This is a genomic window from Mycobacterium sp. E796 (genome assembly GCF_001672815.1).
In the GTDB taxonomy this organism is placed as follows: Bacteria; Actinomycetota; Actinomycetes; order Mycobacteriales; family Mycobacteriaceae; genus Mycobacterium.
Genome location: NZ_LZKK01000250.1, coordinates 1 through 19051, shown reverse-complemented (window position 1 = coordinate 19051; position 19051 = coordinate 1). Strand labels below are relative to the sequence as shown.

Annotated in this window: 20 protein-coding genes; 8 read left to right on the top strand and 12 right to left on the bottom strand. The window is 66.7% G+C overall.

Going from position 1 to position 19051, the window contains the following annotated elements; genetic code table 11:
* Positions 1-10 precede the first annotated feature (10 nt).
* Positions 11-2764 (bottom strand): AAA family ATPase, encoded by a 2754-nt coding sequence (locus A5706_RS18825; RefSeq protein ID WP_068133573.1) that lies wholly within the window; start codon positions 2762-2764, stop codon positions 11-13.
* A 259-nt stretch (positions 2765-3023) separates the two neighbouring features.
* Here A5706_RS18825 and A5706_RS18820 point away from each other — a divergent pair, with 259 nt between their 5' ends.
* A complete protein-coding gene (locus A5706_RS18820; protein WP_156767218.1) occupies positions 3024-3350 on the top strand; it encodes a hypothetical protein in 327 nt (108 codons plus the stop codon).
* 59 nt (positions 3351-3409) lie between these two features.
* Here the strand turns inward: A5706_RS18820 and A5706_RS18815 are convergent, their stop codons facing one another.
* From A5706_RS18815 to A5706_RS18785, 7 genes are all read right to left on the bottom strand, one after another.
* A complete protein-coding gene (locus A5706_RS18815) occupies positions 3410-4600 on the bottom strand; it encodes an acyl-CoA dehydrogenase family protein (RefSeq protein ID WP_068133567.1) in 1191 nt (396 codons plus the stop codon).
* Between the two features lie 28 nt (positions 4601-4628).
* Positions 4629-5687, bottom strand: a complete 1059-nt coding sequence (locus A5706_RS18810; RefSeq protein ID WP_068133563.1) for an acyl-CoA dehydrogenase family protein — start codon at positions 5685-5687, stop codon at positions 4629-4631.
* Positions 5688-5689: 2 nt separating this feature from the next.
* The gene (locus A5706_RS18805) at positions 5690-6520 is read right to left on the bottom strand and encodes an amidohydrolase family protein (protein WP_068133559.1); all 831 of its coding nucleotides are present in this window, start codon (positions 6518-6520) and stop codon (positions 5690-5692) included.
* The gene (locus tag A5706_RS18800; protein WP_068133558.1) at positions 6517-8136 is read right to left on the bottom strand and encodes an acyl-CoA synthetase; all 1620 of its coding nucleotides are present in this window, start codon (positions 8134-8136) and stop codon (positions 6517-6519) included. The genes A5706_RS18805 and A5706_RS18800 overlap by 4 nt, the downstream gene beginning before the upstream one ends.
* 22 nt (positions 8137-8158) lie before the next feature.
* Positions 8159-9361 carry an amidohydrolase family protein gene (locus A5706_RS18795; protein ID WP_068133604.1) on the bottom strand — a complete coding sequence of 401 codons (1203 nt, stop codon included), beginning with the start codon at positions 9359-9361 and terminating at the stop codon, positions 8159-8161.
* Positions 9362-9392: 31 nt separating this feature from the next.
* Positions 9393-10247, bottom strand: coding sequence for an enoyl-CoA hydratase (locus A5706_RS18790; protein ID WP_068133555.1), 855 nt, complete (start codon positions 10245-10247; stop codon positions 9393-9395).
* A gap of 205 nt (positions 10248-10452) precedes the next feature.
* Positions 10453-10725, bottom strand: a complete 273-nt coding sequence (locus tag A5706_RS18785; RefSeq protein ID WP_068133553.1) for a GlsB/YeaQ/YmgE family stress response membrane protein — start codon at positions 10723-10725, stop codon at positions 10453-10455.
* 89 nt (positions 10726-10814) lie between these two features.
* On the opposite strand from A5706_RS18785, the gene A5706_RS33135 reads away from it, so the two are divergent.
* Entirely contained in the window at positions 10815-11042 is a 228-nt protein-coding gene (locus A5706_RS33135) for a hypothetical protein (protein ID WP_156767217.1), read from the top strand.
* Positions 11043-11136: 94 nt separating this feature from the next.
* On the top strand, positions 11137-11376 hold the full coding sequence (locus A5706_RS18780) for a CsbD family protein (RefSeq protein ID WP_068133550.1): 240 nt from the start codon (positions 11137-11139) through the stop codon (positions 11374-11376).
* An 83-nt stretch (positions 11377-11459) separates the two neighbouring features.
* On the opposite strand, the gene A5706_RS18775 is transcribed toward A5706_RS18780, so the two are convergent.
* Both A5706_RS18775 and A5706_RS18770 read right to left on the bottom strand, forming a co-directional pair.
* Positions 11460-12467, bottom strand: coding sequence for a dihydrodipicolinate synthase family protein (locus A5706_RS18775; protein WP_068133547.1), 1008 nt, complete (start codon positions 12465-12467; stop codon positions 11460-11462).
* A 34-nt stretch (positions 12468-12501) separates the two neighbouring features.
* Positions 12502-13299 carry an SDR family NAD(P)-dependent oxidoreductase gene (locus tag A5706_RS18770; RefSeq protein ID WP_068133541.1) on the bottom strand — a complete coding sequence of 266 codons (798 nt, stop codon included), beginning with the start codon at positions 13297-13299 and terminating at the stop codon, positions 12502-12504.
* Positions 13300-13438: 139 nt separating this feature from the next.
* On the opposite strand from A5706_RS18770, the gene A5706_RS18765 reads away from it, so the two are divergent.
* A complete protein-coding gene (locus A5706_RS18765; protein ID WP_068133538.1) occupies positions 13439-14245 on the top strand; it encodes a TetR/AcrR family transcriptional regulator in 807 nt (268 codons plus the stop codon).
* A 181-nt stretch (positions 14246-14426) separates the two neighbouring features.
* On the opposite strand, the gene A5706_RS18760 is transcribed toward A5706_RS18765, so the two are convergent.
* Together A5706_RS18760 and A5706_RS18755 are read right to left on the bottom strand one after the other, a co-directional pair.
* A complete protein-coding gene (locus A5706_RS18760; protein WP_068133535.1) occupies positions 14427-15332 on the bottom strand; it encodes an enoyl-CoA hydratase/isomerase family protein in 906 nt (301 codons plus the stop codon).
* Positions 15329-16012 carry a hypothetical protein gene (locus tag A5706_RS18755; RefSeq protein WP_068133602.1) on the bottom strand — a complete coding sequence of 228 codons (684 nt, stop codon included), beginning with the start codon at positions 16010-16012 and terminating at the stop codon, positions 15329-15331. The genes A5706_RS18760 and A5706_RS18755 overlap by 4 nt, the downstream gene beginning before the upstream one ends.
* A 131-nt stretch (positions 16013-16143) precedes the next feature.
* Here A5706_RS18755 and A5706_RS18750 point away from each other — a divergent pair, with 131 nt between their 5' ends.
* The 4 genes from A5706_RS18750 to A5706_RS18735 all read left to right on the top strand — a co-directional run.
* Positions 16144-16965 (top strand): enoyl-CoA hydratase/isomerase family protein, encoded by an 822-nt coding sequence (locus A5706_RS18750; RefSeq protein WP_068133532.1) that lies wholly within the window; start codon positions 16144-16146, stop codon positions 16963-16965.
* A gap of 10 nt (positions 16966-16975) precedes the next feature.
* Positions 16976-17788: an enoyl-CoA hydratase/isomerase family protein gene (locus A5706_RS18745; RefSeq protein WP_068133528.1), complete on the top strand. Its 813-nt coding sequence runs from the start codon at positions 16976-16978 to the stop codon at positions 17786-17788.
* Positions 17779-18579 carry an enoyl-CoA hydratase/isomerase family protein gene (locus A5706_RS18740; RefSeq protein WP_068133526.1) on the top strand — a complete coding sequence of 267 codons (801 nt, stop codon included), beginning with the start codon at positions 17779-17781 and terminating at the stop codon, positions 18577-18579. The genes A5706_RS18745 and A5706_RS18740 overlap by 10 nt, the downstream gene beginning before the upstream one ends.
* A partial coding sequence (locus A5706_RS18735; RefSeq protein WP_156767216.1) for an AMP-binding protein occupies positions 18579-19051 on the top strand: 473 nt, incomplete at its 3' end. The genes A5706_RS18740 and A5706_RS18735, both read left to right, overlap by 1 nt.

The window sequence follows — 19051 nt, the reverse complement described above, 5'->3', positions numbered from 1 at the left end:
CGTCACACGATCATGTCTTGAGCTGGTCGATGCGGCGGGCCAATCCGGCGCGGGTGCGCACGTCCAGCTTGCGGTAGACCCGGGTGAGGTGGACTTCCACGGTCTTTGGGCTGATGAATAACGCGGCGGCCACCTCGCGGTTGGTCATTCCCGACGCCGCTAGCTCGGCCACTCGTCGTTCGCCGGCGGTAAGCAGCTTGGCCGGACCCGTATTGGCCCCGGAATGGGCTAGCGCCGCGCGGGCTCGCGCCGCCCACAGGGGCGTGTCCAGTTCGTCGAAGACCGCCAGCGCCGCGCTCACGTTGACCGTGGCATCGTCGCGGTGGCGTCGCCGGCGCTGAACTTGGCCGATCAGCAGCTGGGTTCGGGCCCGCTCGAACGGCATCGGCAGCGTGTCATGCTCGACCATCGCAGCCTCGGCCGCCGCGGTCGCTGCGGTCACGTCGCCCTTTGCGGCCAACAGCATCGCGCGGCTGCGCGCGCCGACTGACAGCATCCACGCACGACCCATCCGGCGACCGTTGCGCTCAAGCGCGTCGATCGGCGGCTCCGCTTCGTCGTAGCGTCCGAGGGCGATCAACGCCTCAAGAACGTCGGGCAAAAAAGGTGCCTGGACGAGCTCGGTTGTTTGCCGATCCCAATTAGCTTGCGACAGCATGGGTTCGGCGATGCTCACCGCCGCGTGGTAGTTGCCGAGGGACACCTCCAGAAAGATCAACGTGGTGAGCGGCCACAGCGCAAGAATGTGCGCGCCGCAGCGCCGGCTTGCCGTGAGCGCCTTCTCGACGTCGGCACGCGCCTCGCCTTCACGGCCGGCATGGGCGGCGAGAGTAGCGCTCATCGTCAGGGCGACGCCCCGCGCAAGCTCGGTGCGGAGCAGCTCCGCCCGTGCTGCAGCGTCCTCGGCCAGCAGACTTGCATTGCCAACGTTCCCACGCCACATTTCGATCTGAAAGAGGTTGAAGGCCAAGTGGATCAGTTCGTTCTCTTCACCGCGCTCGATGCAGGCTTGTCGCAGGCCTACCATCTCCGCGTAGGCCGTATCGAGCTGTCCGCTCCAACCCAGCAGCAGAGCCTTTTGCATGCTTGGTCGTAGTGCCGCAGGCATGAACGCGTTGTCCTCTAATTCCAGCGCGCGCTGCAGCCCGGCTTCGTCGATGCCGTCGCCGTGCCGAAAGCGCAAATGTGCCCGCAGGCTCAGTGCCTGGCCGAGCAACTGCGGGTGACCTAGCCGCTCCGCGTTGGTGACGGCGTCCTCAACGATGCGAAGAGCAGCGGCTGAGTCACCGGTATTCAGCATCGCAAACGAGAGACTGACCAATATCTGCACGCGCAGCGGTAGCTGATCGCCGACCTCACTGAGGGCGCGCTCCAGCAACTCGGCGGCCTCAAGGAAGCTCTCGCCGTACAGGGCGACCACCGCGTGCATGCTCAACGCTTCGGCTCGCTGAGTCCCGGGCGGCAACGCCCTGATGACGTCCTCGAGCAGGGCCCCTGCCCGCGCCGGATCACCGGCGTCGAGGTAGTTGCGTGCCAACCGGATTCGACGCTTAGGGCTGTCTGCGCCGAGCCTGATCGTCAGCTCCAACATTTCGGCCGCGGCCATCGGCGCCCCACGCACGCGGGCACTCCGAGCCGCCGCATCGAGGGCTTGCAGCGTGGCGGGGTCGGCAGTCGGGGCGGACAACGCCAAGTGCCTGGCGCGTAGCTCAGGTTCGGTGACCAAGGTGGCGAGGCGGCGGTGCATGGCGCGGCGCTGCGCTGCGGTGGCGTCGTCGTAGCAGCCCTGGGCCAGTAGGGGATGGGTGAACTGCACGCGGTTGCCGGCGATTTCGACGGTGCCCTGTACTTCGGCGACGCCCAGTAGCGCAACGACGTCGTCCGCGTCGCCGCCGGTCGCGTGCGCGATGTCCTCGATGCTCGGTGCGCCAAGGCAGGACACCGCGAGCAGCACCTCGCGCACTGCCGGTTCGAGTGTCCCGACGCGGTTGCGCACCAGCTCCATCAGGGTAGCCGGCAGCGACACCTGCGTGCCGGGTGGCTGGTCGAGCAATGTGCGCGCCAGTTCGATGGCGTAGAAGGGATTTCCGGCCGAGACCCCATAGATGCGTGAGATTTGGGGCCGTGATAGCGAGCGACCCAGCCGCTGCGACACCGCCGCGTGAAGCGCGCCAATGCTCAAGGGGCCCAGCCGAGTCCTGGTCAATTCTGCGGGTGGCGGTGGGACGAACCACGACGGCGCGCGGTCCCGGTGGCTGTTGGTGCGGAAGGTTGCCAGCATGCCAACTCGTCCGGTGAGCCGTCGTGCGACAAATCCGATGGCCATCGCGCTGGAGGGATCCAGCCATTGCAGATCGTCAATGGCCACCAGCACTGGTGACTTCTCAGCGAGGATCTGGACGACCGACAGCACTGCGGCGGCAACGGTGCGTTGGTCGGTGGGCTCGGCGTCAGTGCTGGCTCGCAACAAGATTCGATCGAGCGCGAGACGTTGCGGATCCGGCAGTTGTCTCCAGTCCGCCCCTGTGTGGGCCATCAGGTCGGCCAACGACGCGTAGGCCAGCACCGATTCGGTCGCCGCCGCTCGCGCGGCCAAGACCGCGAAGCCGCGCTCTCGGGCTGTGTCCAGCGCCGACAACCACAGAGTGGTCTTGCCGATACCCGCGTCGCCCTCGATCACCAACGCGGACGGCCCGCCGCTCGCGGAACTGAGGAAGTCGTCGACTGCCCTAGCTTCAGTCGATCCGCTCTTCCCGCCCGTCACAGGCCGGCCCGCATCAGCCACCGGCGGCGCAGAATGTGCATGACATTGGCGATTCCCGCGTTCCCTTGGGCAGTCTCCAGCAAATACGTAGCCTAGGGGCTGGTATTTGCCGGCGCAACGAAATCGTGCTGCCTGTGGATACGCCGAATGTGGACTGTGCGGCTACTGGACATCGACCTCGAACGCCTCAAACGGCGAAAGCTGTCGTCAAACAGCCAGAACGCGCCTACGTACAGATCGGAACTAAGGGAAATCCCTGATGACGCCGCAGTTGCCTCCCGGTAGCTTTACCGGGATGAGTCAACGCGCCGACGGCAGGGGTTACTACCTCGCGGAGTGGTACCGTCCCGCGCTCGACCAAGACGAGATTGACCGCATCGCCGCGAGGCTCGACCAATCCACCCAGTCGATGACGGCAGACGGCGCGTCGGTGCGGCGGGTGATGACGATGGCGGTTCCCGCGGGCGAATGGATGTTCGGCGTCTTCGAAGCCGATTCCGCCCACGCCGTTTTGCTCGTTTGCCGGCACGCGGGAATGGAACCGCAGCAGCTCAACGCCGCGCTCGAAGCCGCGCCGAACGGGTAAGGGCTGCGACGACAAGCCGACGGCGGTCGCCGTGATTGCACGTTGGGCGCGGTTTTGACTCAGGTTTTTTGAAGCGGCGGCGAATAATTCGGCTTGCCCAAGCCGAGCGTGTATTGGCCGATCATGTTGCGGAACACCTCGAGCGTGCCGCCGTAGATGCCCACCAGGGGGGCGAACCGGTAGGCGTATTCGGCGCTGCCGTCGTCGGCGGCGCCGTCGGTACCGTACGGCAGGGTCGACGCGGCCCCGAGGATGTCCATCAGGTCTGGGGAGATGTCGCGCATGGTCTGTGCGATGGCGACGCGCCCGTAGATGCTCGGTGACGACAGCGCGATTTCCAGGCGGGCCGCGCACCGGCCAAGGCGGTACGCGACGGATTTGTCGTCGATCAGCCGTCGCCCGTCCGGGCCTGGCTGCGCCACGCGGGCGGCGGCCTTGTCGACGGCCTCCGACATGAATCCCGCCTGGTGCATCATGATCGAGGTGTCCTGCAGCCCGTCGGGCGCCGCGGCAACGGCGCCGTGCTCGACGTTGAGCGGCTCGCGCAGCACGGTCCAGCCGGCGTTCACGTCACCGAGCCGGTACTTGTCGTCGACGCGGACGTCGCTGTAGTAGACGATGTTGGTGCGGTCCCCGTCCACGGTGCGGATGCCCTGGATGTCGATGCCCGGTGAGTCCAGCGGAACCAGAAACATGGTCAGGCTCTTGTGCTTCGGGGCCTCGGGGGCGGTGTTGGTGATCAGGAACACGTACTGGCAGTTGTGCGCGCCGGTGGTGAACATCTTGGAGCCGTTGATGATCCACGCATCACCGTCACGTACGGCGCGGGTCTTGCAGGTGGCGACGTCGGAACCGCCCTCGGGCTCGGTGTAGCCGAGGCAGAGCCGGACCTCGCCGCTGAAGACCTTGGGCAGCACCTCGTCACGCAGTTCGGCCGTCCCGAACTTCGCCACCGAGCGTGCCACCATCGCGGTGGTGCCCCACGTCACCCAGGGCACGTGCACCCGCCGCTTCTCCAACTCCCAGATGCGCCGCCGGACGCGGCTGAACCCGCCCTCGGATTCCGGCTTCCACTCGGCCTCCAAATAGCCTGCGGCGCCGAACTTCAGGTGCAGGCCCTCGTCGAAGTTGTCGCCCGTCTCGCGGTCGCGGCGCCGCACCTCTTCGGTCATGTGGGTGCTCAGGAAGTTCCGCGCCTCCTCGCGGAAGGCCTGGTCTTCCTCGGACAGCTCGACTCGGGAGAAGTCCATTATCCGTTCGCTCCTGTCTTGAGCCGATTTAGGCGGGCTGGGGTGTGCTCTCGCGGGCCGCGACGATCTCGGCGACGCGGAGGGCGGTGGCGCCGGGGTCGCCGCCGGCCAGCGGCCATCCCCGGGCGCGCACCAGATACGCCGTGGCCGCGGCTTCGGAGGAAACCCCAAGGCCCCCTTGGATGTGCACTGCCATCGTCGCCGCCTTGGCGGCCTCCTCGGCCATGAAGACGAACGCAGACGGCGCCAGCTCCGGCCGCTCGTCGGGTTCGTTGTCCAGGAACCAGGCGGCCCGGCGGGCGAGGTTGCGGCCACCCTGAACGGTGATGGCCATGTTCGCGAGCGGGTGCGAGATGGCCTGCAGCGTCGAGATCGGCACACCGAGCGTGTAGCGCGTCTTGGCGAATTCCGCGGCGATGGTCATCGTCTCCTCGACCAGGCCCACCAATGCCGCCGCGGTCAGCAGCCGCCATTCATCGAGGGCGCGTTGGTAATTCGCCACCGCGTCCGGGCCCTCGCCGATCACAGTGCGGGTGTCCGCGGTGGCCGGGTCCACCCAGGCCATCGGCAACCGGCCGATGTTGTCGACCTTGGTCGGCCGGGTGCCGAACGTCAGCCGCACCACCTGGTCGCCCTCACGCAGGACGACGTGGTCGGCGATCGAGCCCGTCGGGATCAGCCGGACGCCCGGCGGACCGCCGAGGCGGGCATCGAGCCCCGCGAGCCGTTCACCGGCGGCCACCCCGGCGGTGTCGGCGGTCAACGCATCGAGGCGCCCCAGCAGCCGCGCGGCGCACACGTGGTCGATCCACGGGACCGGCGCCAGCGAGCGGCCGATCTCCTCGGCGACCAGGGTGAGATCGACCAGCGTCGCACCGTCGCCGCCACACGACTCGGGCAGTGCCATCGTGGTCGCGCCCATCGCGCACAGCCGCTCCCACAGGTTCTTGTCGAACCCGGACGGTTCCGCGGCGCGCACCGTTTCGATGGAGCACTGGGTCTTGAAGAACTGCTTGTACGCGTTCTGCAGAGCCACGTGGTCCTCGGACAGGCTGTAGTCGAGTCTGCGCAGTTCGAAGCGGTCCATGGTCAGCGTTCCTTCCCGAAGAAAAACTCCTGCGCGTTGTTGTAGAGGTAGTTGTCGAGCACCTCGGGGGGCAGGTCCAGCGCGCGCGCTTCCGGCAAAACCCGGCGCATGCGCAGCACCGGCCAGTCCGACGCGTAGATCACCTTGTTCGGGCCGCGCGTCCGCATGTAGTGCAGCAGCGATTCCGGCAGCCGCTTGGGCGACCATGCCGAAGTCATCAGGCGCAGGTTGGCGTATTTGAGCAGCAACCGGATCGCGACGTCCCACCACGGGTCGGCGCCGTGGATCATGCACAGTTTCAGCTCGGGAAAACGCACGCACACCCGGTCCAGGTGCATGGGGTGCTGGACCTCTCCCGGAATCGGCGGGCCCGGGATGCCGGTGTTGATGCACAACGGGAGGTCCAGCTCCGCGCACTTCGCGTAGAGCGGGTAGTAGACGGCGTCGCTGGGCGGATACTGCCCGTCGCCCCAAAAGCTCGGTCCCACAACCGCATACGCCACCGGCAGGTCGCTCACGACGGCGGTCAGCTCGCGCAGGGACCGGACCGGCCGCAACAGGTTCGCCCCACCCATCGCCAGGGCGAACCGGTCCGGCTTGGCTTCGATGAACTTGCGCGCCGTGGTGGACGGGCTGGCCAGCGAATCCATCAGGATCGCTCGCTGCACTCCCTGTTCGTCCATCTCGTCGAGCAGCTCGAACAGGTCGACGGGCGCGAACATCGATTCCGGGCCCTTGAAGTAGTCGTCTCGGACCTTGAGCATCCAGGTGGGTTGGGAGTCCGCCTCACCGAAGTGCACGTTGACGAGGCAGTCAATCGCCTTGGTGTTCATGGCACCTTCTCTTCAGCTTGCTCTCGGGCCCACCGGTAGTTGGGCTTGCCGTTGCCCAGACGCTGAATCTGCTCGACGAAGATGAACGCCTTGGGCGCCTTGAAATGTGCCAGTTGCGCGGTGCAGAAGGTATAGAGAGCACGCCCGTCGGCGCCCAGGTCGGCGCCCGGGTGTGGCGCGACGAGCGCGACGACTTCCTGGCCCCACCGCTCGCTGGGCCGTCCCACCACGAGGGCGTCGGCGATCCCCGGATGTGCGCGCAGCACTTCCTCGACCTCTTCGACGAAGACCTTTTCGCCGCCGGTGTTGATCACCAGCGAGTCACGACCGAAAAGCCGTATGGTGCCGTCCTTTTCGATGGATGCGCGGTCGCCCGGTATCACCACCCGCTGGCCCTCGATCCGGGGGAAGGTGCGCCGGGTGGCCTCGGCGTCGTCGAAGTAGCCCAGCGGAATCCGTCCCGTTCTGGCGGCCCAGCCGATCTCGTGGTCACCGGGACGCAGGAACCTGGTGCGATCGGCGGAGACGACGGTGGCGCCTTCCCGGGGCGCGAAGGTCTCGCTCGCGGTGCCGTTGTGGCTGTGGCCGAAGGCCATGTTTCCGCTCTCCGAGGATCCGTAGCCTTCGATGATGGTGATGTGTGGAATGCATTCCATCAGCGCGCGTTTGTATTTCGCGTTGGTGGCGGCCCCACCGGTGCCGATGGCGTTGAGCGCGGACAAGTCGTAGCGGTGGACGCGCAGTTCGGCGATCAGCGGCCCGGCGTACGCGTCGCCGACCATCGTCATCATGCCGACCTTTTCGCGCTCGGCGGTTTCCCACACGGACCGGACGTCGAGCTTGTTGCGGTCGTCGTAGAGCACGACGGTCAGGCCCGCACACAGCGCGGCGAACGCGGTCCACATGCCGGCAGCGTGCATCAGCGGCGAGACGGCGAACCATGGTGGGCCGCCGCCGCGTACCTTGTCGTGAATCTCGGTGACGCTCGCGTGGTCGGCGCCCACCATCGACGACACGTACATGTCGCTTTGGCGCCACAGGACTCCCTTGGGCCGTCCGGTCGTTCCACCGGTACACATCATGATCAGGTCGTCGGGCGACCCTGCGGGGGGAAAGCCGCTGGCGCCGGTCGCCAGCGCATCGTCAAGCGACACGGCGCCCGGCAATTCCGGGGCGCCGCTGCCGTCGTCGATGGACACCAGCAGCTCCGTCGCCTCCGGGGGGAGCACGTCGGCGAACCGGGCGCCGAGGGCGCGATGATAGATGATTGCCCTGGGACGGATATACGCGAGCAGGTCGGCGATTTCGCGCGGCGAGTAGTGGTGGTTCACGTTGACCGGGACGGTGCGCGCCTTGAGGCACCCGATCACCATGTCGGGGTACAGGTCATTGTACATGATGAGCGCGACCCGGTCCTGGCCGCATTCCCACGGCTCGAGCGTCTCGCGCTCGGCGTAGGCCCCGAATCCCTTGCCGCTGAGGTAATTTGCCAGACCATCGGTGCGCCTTGCGGATTCGGCAAACGTGCTGCGGCGATCTCCGCAGACGGTCATCAAACGGTCGGGGATGACGTCGGCGATGGCGTCAAGAACCGCGCCTACGGTCCATTCGCTCACTAGCGTAACCAGCCTCGAATAATCAAGCGGACGACCCGACCTGGACACCGAGGAGATCTAGAGCGTTGTCCCGCATGATTTTCCGGATATCCGCGTCGCTGAATCCGACGAGCTCTTCGGCGAACGATAGCGGCGACTCGAGGCCTTCACCGTGCGGCCAGTCGGAACCGAACAGGATCTTGTCGACGCCGATGACCTTGGCCAGCTCCGTCAGGTCGTCCTCGTAGTACGGCGCGATCCACACGTTGTTGCGCAACTGCTCCACCGGATCCTCGGGGAAATTGCGCGGATAGTTGTTGGCCGCCTTCTTAAGGCGCTTGACCAGCCGGTGCACGAAGTAGGAGCCGTTCTCGATGCTGACCGCCCTGAGTTTGGGGTGTCGGGTGAACACGCCGTGCACGATCATCGACGCCATGGTGTCGTGGATGGCGCGGTCGTCCAGGAGCACCGTGTCCAGTGGATCCTTTTCACCAAACCCCTCGAAGGTCGCCTTGCCTCCCCAAGCCGCCGCGATGTGCAGGTATCCGCTGTCGCTGAGGTGGAATCCGACCGGAACCCCCGCCTCGGCCAGCCGGGCCCACACCGGGTCGTGGCTGCGATCGCCCAGCGACCTCGGCTTGACGACGCCGGGCACCGGCGCCGGCCGCACCAGGACCAGCTTGGCACCGCGTGCCAACACGAACTCCAGCTCGTCGACAGCGCCGGCCGGGTCCGCCAGCGAGATGATCGGCGCGGCGATGATGCGGTGGTCGGGCCGGTCGAAACCCCAATCCTCGTCGAGCCAGAGGTTGAACGCGTGTACCGACGCCATCGTCGCGTCGATGTCTCCCTTGAGCGCCTCCTCCACGCCGCAGCCGAACGTCGGCAGCATGAACGCCGTTTCGATGTCCTGGGTGTCCATCACGGCAACGCGCGCTTCGCGGTTCTGGTACTCCGGATGTTCGGCGAGCCGCTCGACCTTCATCAGCGACGCCGGGTCGACGCCTTCGGGAATCTCACCACGGAACAACAGGTCGAGGCAGCCCGGCACGATGATCGGGTCGAAGGTGGGATTGGGAACGAAATGGTTGACGCGGCCGCCGATTACGGCCAAAGTGCGCTTGCCCTGAGTGACCATCTGCACGCCGCGGGTCTTGAATGCCTTGCCCAAGTGACGGGTAAAGGCATCCAGTGGCTCGTAATAGTGGTTGTCGACGTCGATCGCCTTGTAATCCAAGTGGGCCATGATCATCCTTTCCCGGTACCACCGGCGAAAATCAAGCGTCGGTTGGGGTGAGGTTCCCCAACAAGGGCGGGAATTGCGGCGGCCGCTTTTCGAGGAAGCTGGTGATCCCCTCGATGACGTCCGGGCGCGGCATCGCCTCGCGCAGCAGGACCTCGGCCCGTGACGTGGCGTCCACGACGTCGCGAGTGGCGTCGCCGTATACCTGCCGTTTGATCACCGCCATCGAAGCCGGCGAGCAGTTTCGCGCGATGTCCTCGGCGTACTCGAGGGCCCGGCTCAGTAGATGTTCGGGCGTGACGACCTCTTTGACGAGCCCGAGCTCGGCCGCCTCCTCGGCGAGGAAGGTGCGCCCGCTCAACAACAGGTCGAGGGCGACGCCCCAGGTCGTCAGGCGCGGAAGTATCCAGGAGATGCCGAATTCGGCGATCAGGCCGCGGCGCGCGAACACCGCGCCGAACTTGGCGCCCGCGGCCGCGAACCGGACGTCGCACATGAGTGCCTGCGTCAGGCCGATGCCGACGCAGGCTCCGTTGATGGCCGCGATGACGGGCTTGCGCAGAGTGGTCACGAAATGGGGTGCGCGCTCGCCGACCAGCTCGGCCAGGTCGGTCTGACCCGCCTTCTCCATCTTCTCGCCGTAGCTGGGCGCCGAACTCGGCGCGCCCAGATACGCGCCGGCGCAGAAACCCTTGCCCCGGCCGGTCACTACGATCACCCGGACGTCCGGATCCTGTTCGGCTCGGTCGATCCCCGCGTAGAAGCCGGCGGCGATGTCCGGGCCCCAGGCGTTCAGCCGATCCGGACGGTTGAAGGTCAGGATCGCGACGCCGCTCGCCGTGGCCTCGTAGAGCACCGCGTCTTCGGAGGCACCGTCGCTGCCGGACATCTGTGGCGGCACCTCCTCACGCTTGCCTACCGGATCCCCACCGACTTTGTACGCATACTGTATACCTATCGGTAGCGCATTCCACAACTGCCTCCGCGGCCGGCGGCAGCCCGACCCAGCAGGGACTTTCCCGCTGCTGAACCGCCAACCGCGCGATGGTCGAAGGTCCTTGGCGATCTTGGCTTTCCGGTCATCCGGCGGTCGCCTAACGGGGCGCCCGTCGCCCGGTGATGAGCTTGACGATCCCCAGCAAGACCACCGCGCCGAGCAGACACGTGAGGAACGAGAAGAACAGGCCTCCGCCGGCGACGTTCACGCCGAAGCCGCGCAGCAGAAACCCCCCGATCAAGCCGCCCACGATGCCGACCACGATGTTGAGGATCAGCCCCATCTGGGCGTCGGTCCCCATGATTTTGCTGCCGACCCAACCGGCCAGTCCCCCGATGACTATCCAGCCGATCACACCGAGAGTCAGCATTCCCACGATCCCTTCGCTAGGCGAGTAGCCATCACACTATGCCCGTCGCCGGCGTTTGAAACGGCGATCGGGCGGGTTATCGATTACTGGTGAAGACACTGTTGAGGGCTCTCGTTCATCGCCTCCGCCAAGCCCGCGGAGTGTTGCTGCGGGCCCAGTTGGCGATGACGGGCGCTCAGATCCTGTTCTGGGTGGCGCTGATCGGCGCTCCGGTCGGTATCGCTTTGCGGGCCCGACAGCGCCGGATGCGACGCGAACCGGGGCCGCCGTTTGCCACGGAAACCCAAGCCCGGCCCACGCCGCCGCTGGTCAACTGAGGCTGTGGCGCGCGCCACTTTCCGGGCAGGTTTGCCTCGCCGGGGTAACCGGGAAGGCTCCAGCTAAGCCATCCATCAATGGGAGGGAGATGCAATGGTCGACAGCAAGAGCGGTCCCATCGAGCTGGTCCGGGGCGTCATCGAGGACGTATTCGGTAAGGCCAAGGAATTCATCGGCACGATCCTCGGCCGGGATGACCTGATCAACGAGGGTGAGGCCCAGCAGGACAAGGCCGAAGCGCAGCGCAACGCGGGCAAGAAGGAAGCCGCGGCCGAGAAGGCCCGCGCCAAGGCCAAGGCCGCCGAAGCACGCGAGCGCGCCGAGCAGAACTAAATAGCGCGTCGAGGGAGCGGGCCCGGTTTCCGAGACCGGGCCCGTTTCGCGTCGTAATCCGTTGGGCCGTAATGGTGAGGCGGCTATGCCGCGATGAGCCCCAGCCGCCGGTAGGCGCTTTCAATTTGGGCCTTCGCCTCCCCCGGCAACTGCGCCTGCGGGGGCCGGGAGTGCGGATAGTCGCCTATCGGTAAGCCCAGTAGTGAGGCGGCGTACTTGAACGCACCGCCCCAGTGGGTGAAGTAATCCGACCGGCCCGGGTAGCAGGTCCACCACGATCCGATGTCGAGGTCGAACTGGTCCATCCCGGACTCTCGCCCGTAGTCCATCGCCTCGAGGAGCTTGTCGCTGCACACCAGATCCCAATACTCGGAGAACAGGCGCCGCTGCGGGGTCTCGAACAGGTATCCAGAGGTGCCCAATTGCGCCGGGCAGACGATGCCGGCCCGCAGCCACCCCGCGCGGTACACGGTCCGGTCGCATTCCCAGACCGCCAGGCCGGGCGCCAACTCGTGCAGCCGCCGGCTCGCCTCCGGCCGGAACGCGCCCTCCTTGGTGGCGCATACGGCGGGCACCTCGTCGTAGATGCGCGCGCTTTCGGCCGGAGTCAGCACGTAGCCGGAGGACGGGGAGTTGAACATGCCCAACGCGATATCGGTGCGCGCGGCAACGTACTTGAAGAACCTCAGCACGCCCTCGCCGCCGTGGGCCTCCATCATCGGCGTTTGGATGTAGGCGATGTCGGCGCCCACTTCTTGGGCGTGCCGTGTCAACTCCAGACAGTCCTTCGCTGACATCGCCGCGGTGCAGGCCTGGATGACGACATCGGGGTTGAGGCCGCGCGCCTCCTCGATCGCCACCTCCAGCAACCGCTTGCGCTCATCGAGGGTCAGTGACCAGAACTCCGCGATCCCGCTGGTGCACCACAACATCGGGTGCCCAAGGTCGCCGACGCAGTAGCGGACCAACGTCCGGTAGGCGTCCCAGTCGATGTCGTCACCGTCGGTGCCGCAGAACGGCGTGTAGAGGGAGTCGCCGATTCCCCGCAAGGCCCCTCGGGCCCAAACACGCGCCTCGCCAGCCGTCGCCATCGTTCACTCCTTCTGTCGGCCAATCGATTTCGAGTCAGGTGAAGTCCGACCCACCGTCGACGTTGATGTTCGCTCCGGTCATGTACGAGTTGCGCCGCGACGCCAGGAACGCGGCGACGGGGCCGATCTCCTCGGGTAGGCCCGCCCGGGGCATTTGCGCCGGATGCCCGAAATGCTCGGCGATGGCGTCCATCAGCGCATAGGGGTCGGTGCCGTCGACGCCGACGGACTTCGCCCAGCCGACCAGCGACTCGGAGGCGATGCTGCCCGGCGACACCACATTGACCAGAATTTCGTCCTTGGCCAACAGCAGCGAGAGGTTCTTCGAGACGCTGGTCAACATCGACTTGGCCGCCGTGTAGGCCGGCAGCATGACGCTTTGCCGCTGAGTCGAGTGCGCCGAGAAGTTGACGATCCGCGCCCATTGGGCCTTGCGCAGCAGCGGAAGTGCCGAACGAACACAGCGCACCATGCCCATGACGCCCTCTTCGACGGCCTGGTGCCACTGTTCGTCGCTGAGAGCCTCGAAACTGCCTGGCGCGCCGGGCCCCACGGTGTTGATCAGCACGTTGAGTTCGCCGTCCCACCGCTCGGCGAGTTCGGCGAACACCTTGGCGACCGCGCCGGCGTCAGCGATGTCGGCGTCGAGCCCGAGCGCGTCCGGGCTGCCGCGACCGGTCAAGTCCGTCACCGCGGAATCGAGCGCCGCACGGCTGCGGCCGACCAGGGCCACCCGGGCACCGTCGTCGGCCAGGCAGCGGGCCGTGGCCAGACCCATGCCGCGACTGCCTCCGACCACCACCGCGGTGGCATTCGCCAGCCCTAGATCCATGTGTCCAGCCGTTTTACCAAAAAGCCTACGATAGGTATTACAGTAGCAGACGGAAAACTCGACGACACGCCCGCGTATACGCAGGTCAGAGAGGAACCGCCGGTAGATTCCACCTTACCGGTGGCACGGCTAGATCGTGATGGAGGTGCCCGTAGTGGCAAAGCAGGCAACCGCTGATAAGCGTCAACGGCGCGAGCGCGGGTCCATCAATCCCGACGACATCATCAGCGGCGCATTCGAACTCGCGGAGCAAGTGTCGATAGACAACCTGAGCATGCCACTGCTCGGCAAACATCTCGGCGTGGGCGTCACCAGCATCTACTGGTACTTCCGCAAGAAGGACGATCTGCTCAACGCGATGACCGACCGCGCCCTCAGCAAGTACGTGTTTGCCACCCCCTACGTCGAGGCCAGCGACTGGCGCGAGACGCTGCGCAACCATGCCCGCCTGATGCGTAAGACGTTCATGGGCAATCCAATTCTGTGCGACCTGATTCTGATTCGCGCCGCCCTCAGCCCGAAGGCGGCGCGGTTGGGCGCCCAGGAGATGGAGCGCGCGATAGCCAACCTGGTCGAGGCCGGCCTGTCACCCGAGGATGCCTTCGACACCTACTCGGCCGTTTCGGTTCACGTCCGCGGTTCTGTGGTGCTGCATCGGCTGTACGAGAAGAACCAGACCCCGGACAGCGGGCCGCGCGCCATCGAGGACGCCGTGGCCATCGATCCCGCCACCACACCGCTGATCGCACAGGTGACCGGGCAGGGACACCGCATCGGGGCGCCCGACGAAACGAATTTCGAATTCGGGCTGGACTGCATCCTCGACCACGCGGCCAGCCTGATCGAAAAGGGCGGTAAAGGCGGCAAGTCCGCGCCGTCGGGGCAACGCAAGGCGACCAAGTCGCCCGCCCAGCGCGGACGGAGCAAGGCGGCCGCGACGCGGTAACTGCCCGCCAAGTCACACCGGCCACACGAGTCGCTAGCGGAGGGGAAATGCCTTGTGCCCGCCTCATAGCGACAAGTCCATCAGCTACAAACGACGCGCCCGCGTTGTCGCTCGGAGGCGGGCAAACTGTCGATCCCCCTTGTGCTGAATCTCTTGTGGCAGAGGTGGATTGATGCGGCGGCTACCCTTGTGTTTCCGGCGGCTCCGGCACGTGGAAATGCTCGTCACGTAGCCGGAAGGCTTCCTTCGCGCCGTGCTCTGCTCGCGTTTTGACGAAGTTGAACTCGCCCGGCGCGAATTGCAGGTTGGTGCCGTAGGCGTGAAACAGGTAGCTCGCGACTTCTTCGCCCTGGTACGCCTGGCTCTGCTCGACGAGGCGGAACGCCTCCTTGGCGATGACGACTCCGTCGGCGGGCATCTTCGCCGCCTTCTCTGCCCAATAGCGAGCCCGCGCCGTCACCGCGCCGGGATCGCATGTGTCGGTGAAGATTCCGAGGTGCTCGATCTCGGCGGCTTCGATGATGTCGCCGGTCAGCAGCAGCCGCCGGGCCAGCACCGGCCCCAGTCGGTGGAAGAACATGTGCAGACTGCCCAGGGCCGGGCCGAGGAAGCGGGTGGCCGGCATGCCGATCTTCGTGTCGCGCGCAATGACGGAGATGTCGGTCATCAGCGCCATCTCGAAGCCGCCGCCCAGCGCGTAGCCGGCGATCTCCCCCACCGTCACCTTCGGGAAGCCCATGAAGTTGTGGTAGAAGCCAAAAGACTTGCGGTCCACAGTGAGTCGCCGGCGCTGACTTGGACGACGCTTGGCCGCCGCGTCGTCGGACGCCTTGGCCTTGTCGCCGTACCAGCCGTAGGCGTTGTTCATGTCGGCCCCGGTGGAAAAGACTCCCTCGGCTCCGCGCAACAGCACCACCGTGAGGTCGTCGTCCTCCGCCACCCGGTCCAGGCAGCGGGCGACGGCCTCGCGCATCGTCGCGTCGTAGGAGTTGCGTTGCTTGGGGTTGTTCAGCGTGATCGTCGCGATGCGCCGCTCGGGGTCGACGTCGAAGAGCACACGATCGTCCGAAACGCTGGAGCCGCTCATCTGCCGGACTCCTTTCGCCGCCTGCCGAATTTGAATGCGGTCAGGTCCTCCGGCCGCGACGCCAACGTCTTGACCTCGCCCTTACACAGCACTTCGTCGTCGAGCAGCAGCCGCGCCGTCGACTCGATGCCCCGTTCGACCTGTGAGCGAACGATGTCGAAGCGCAGGTCGGTCAGCACCGGCGTCGGCCGGCGGAAGGTGACGAGCAGCGACCGGGTCTTGCCGGAAAGGCCGGTGACGCAATTGTGGTGCTGGATCACGCTGTCGAAGAACACGCCGAGGAAGCCGCCGTGCACCAGTCCCGGTGGCCCCTCGTAGACGAGCGGGAAGCACACCACCCCGGCGGCCTTCTCGGCATCGAGCTCGTCGAACCGGTACTCGGGAAAGCACGGGTTGTAGGCACCGATGTCGGTGGCGTGGTTGAGGTAAACGCGGCGCGGGTCGTCGGCGACCTCCCCGATTCGCGGTGCGCTGTCCGTCGGGGCCGCGGCGGCCAACTCGCCTTCCCACTCGGCGAACTTCTCGAGCATCGCGTCGACGGTGGGGTGCGGGTGCTCGAGGGATAGCAGTAGCGAACTGAGGCGCCGCATGGCGCCGGCCGCCGCGACCGTTTGGGCGAGCGGCGCCTCGCCGAATTTGGCGTCGCCGGTGTGGGGCGAAGCGGTTGTGCCCTCGGCCATGCTGCCCTTATCCACGGGTTTCGCCCCGCTCTGTTCCGTCGTTAGGGTTTCCTTGCTAACTTATACCTCGTATCAATCGTATTGCCTACTGTATGGGTAACCGTATCGGCGGAGAAAGGCCGGGTTAGACGGTGAGTCGTGGGGCCGACGCGGCCGAGGCCGAGGGATCGGTCACGGCGTGCCGGGATGGCACGGTCCTGCGGGTCACATTGAATCGCCAGGCGCGGCGTAACGCCTTGACCCAGTTGATGATCGGTGAGTTGGTTGCCGCGCTGACCGATGCGGCCGCCGACGATTCGTTGCGTGCGATACACATCCGCGGCGCGGGAGAAGACTTCTGCGCCGGCGCCGACTGGGTGGCCGCCAATGAGCCGGGCGGCCAACGTCCGCGCACGGGTGATCTGGTGCGGCGGATCCCCCACGCCGCCCACCGGGTCATCGAACTCGTCGCGAGCGTTCAGCTGCCGGTGGTCTGCAGCGTGCGGGGATGGGCGGTGGGGTTCGGCTGCAACCTCGCGCTGGCCGCCGACTTCACCGTCGCCGCCGCCGACGCGGTGTTCTGGGAACCGTTCGTGGACCGCGGTTTCAGCCCGGACTCGGGCTCCACCTGGCTGCTGCCCCGCTTGGTCGGGCTGGCACGGGCCAGGCGGATGCTGCTGCTGGGCGAGAAGGTCAGCGCGATTGATGCGGCCGACTGGGGGCTGATCCACCAGGCGGTGAGCGGGTCCGAACTCGACGACACCGTCGAGAAACTGGTCCAGCGGGTGGCCTCGGGACCGACGGCCGCGATCGGGTTGGCCAAGCAGGCCCTGAACTTCGGCCTGCACGCGACGCTGAGCCAATCGCTGACGCAGGAGCTGTTCAATTTGGAACTCTCGTGTCGGACAGGCGATTTCAAAGAGGGGCTGGAGGCGTTTCGGCAACGACGGGCGCCAAAGTTCCAGGGCAGATGAGGGAGCACGCATGCCTACTGACTCGTTCGACACGATCAACTACCACGTCGACGGGCACACGGCCACCATCACACTGAACCGTCCGGAGGCGCTCAACGCTCTTAGCCCGCACATGATCACCGAACTCCGCGCCGCCTACGACGAAGCCGAGAACGACGACAAGGTGTGGCTGCTGGTCGTCACCGGTACCGGCCGCGCGTTCTGCACGGGGGCCGACGTGAAGGCCATTCCCGAAGACGGCAAGGTGATCTACGAGCGCCCGTACCTGTCGACATACGACCAGTGGGAGGCACCGCAGGAGGGCACCCCGCCGTTTCGCACCATGGCCAAGCCGGTGCTGACCGCGGTCAACGGGCTGTGCTGCGGTGCCGGCATGGACTGGGTCACTACGACGGACATCGTCATCGCGTCAGAGCAGGCGACCTTTTTCGATCCGCACGTGAGCATCGGGCTGGTGGCCGGGCGCGAATTGGTGCGGGTGTCCAGAGTGTTGCCCCGCTCGATCGCGCTGCGGATGGCCTTGATGGGCAAGCACGAGCGGATGAGCGCCCAGCGCGCCTACGAACTCGGGTTGATCAGCGAAATCGTCGAGCACGACCGCCTATTGGACCGGGCCTACGAGATCGCCGATATCGTCAATTCCAATGCGCCCCTGGCGGTGCGGGGAACCCGGCTGGCCATCCTCAAGGGCCTGAACGTGCCGCTGCACGAGGCCGAGATACTCGCCGAGACCTTCCGGGAGCGCGTGCTGCGAACCGAGGATGCGCAGGAGGGCCCCAAGGCCTTCGTCGAAAAGCGGAAGCCGAATTGGCAATGCCGATGAGCTTTGAAACTATCCTGCTCGAGGTCGACGCCGACGACCACGTCGCCACCATCACGCTGAATCGGCCCGAGCAGCTAAACGCATTCAACCGCACGATGTGTGAGGAGATGGCCCGGGCCTGGCGCGCGGTCAAGCTTGACGAGTCGGTGCACGCGGTGGTGCTGCGGGCGGCCGGCGACCGGGCGTTCAGCGCCGGTCTCGACATCAAGACGCCGTACGGTCAACCGGAAAACGTGTGGAACCACGAGGATCCGGGCGAGGCGCTCAGTCCCAAGTGGCAGAAGATGTGGAAACCCGTGGTGTGCGCCGTCCAGGGCATGTGCACCGCGGGCGCGTTCTATTTCGTCAACGAATCCGACGTTGTCATCTGCTCGGACGACGCAACGTTTTTCGACTCGCACGTATCGGCGGGCCTGGTGTGCGCGCTGGAGCCGATCGGGCTGATGCGGCGCATCGGCCTGGGCGAGACCTTGCGGATGGCGCTGATGGGCAACGACGAGCGGGTCGGGGCCGACACCGCCCTGCGCATCGGCTTGGTTTCGGAGGTCGTCGCCCGCGACCGACTGTGGGGGCGCGCCCACGAGATCGCCGCGACCATCGCCGGCAAGCCGCCGTCGGCGACCCAGGGCACAGTGAAGGCGATCTGGGAGTCGCTGGACCGGCCCTACCGCGCCGCCATGGAGCAGGGGCTCATCTACACGCGTCTGGGCAACCCGCTCGGCACCACTGAATTGCGCGAATCGCGCGCCCAGCAAGGCGAGGTCGCCGCGCGCGAACCGAAGGTCCGGTGATGCACCCGCTCAGCCGGCGCATCGCCGACGTGCTCGACCTGCAGCGCGACTCGCACGCGATCGAGTTTGGGGGCCAATGGATCTCGTGGCGCGAGGTGGGCGACGCCGCGCGGCGCGTCGCATCCGTGGCCGCCGAGGCCTCCGGCGTCGGCATGCTGCTGCGCAACCGGCCCGGTCACGTCGCGGCCTTCCTCGGAGTGCTGCTGGGCGGCGGAACGGTGGTTACCATCAACCCCGGCCGCGGTGACGACCGCACCAGAGCCGACATCGCCGCCCTGCGGCTGCCGTTGATCGTCGGCGACCCCGACGACCTGGCCACGCTGGTCCCGGCCGGCACCGCGACGGCGGCGGTCATCGGTACCTCCGTCGACGCCCGGGGGCACGCCTGCGACAGATCCGCCGCCCAGCCCGGCGTGGCGGTGCGGATGCTGACGAGCGGGACGACGGGGCCGCCCAAGCGAATTGACCTCAG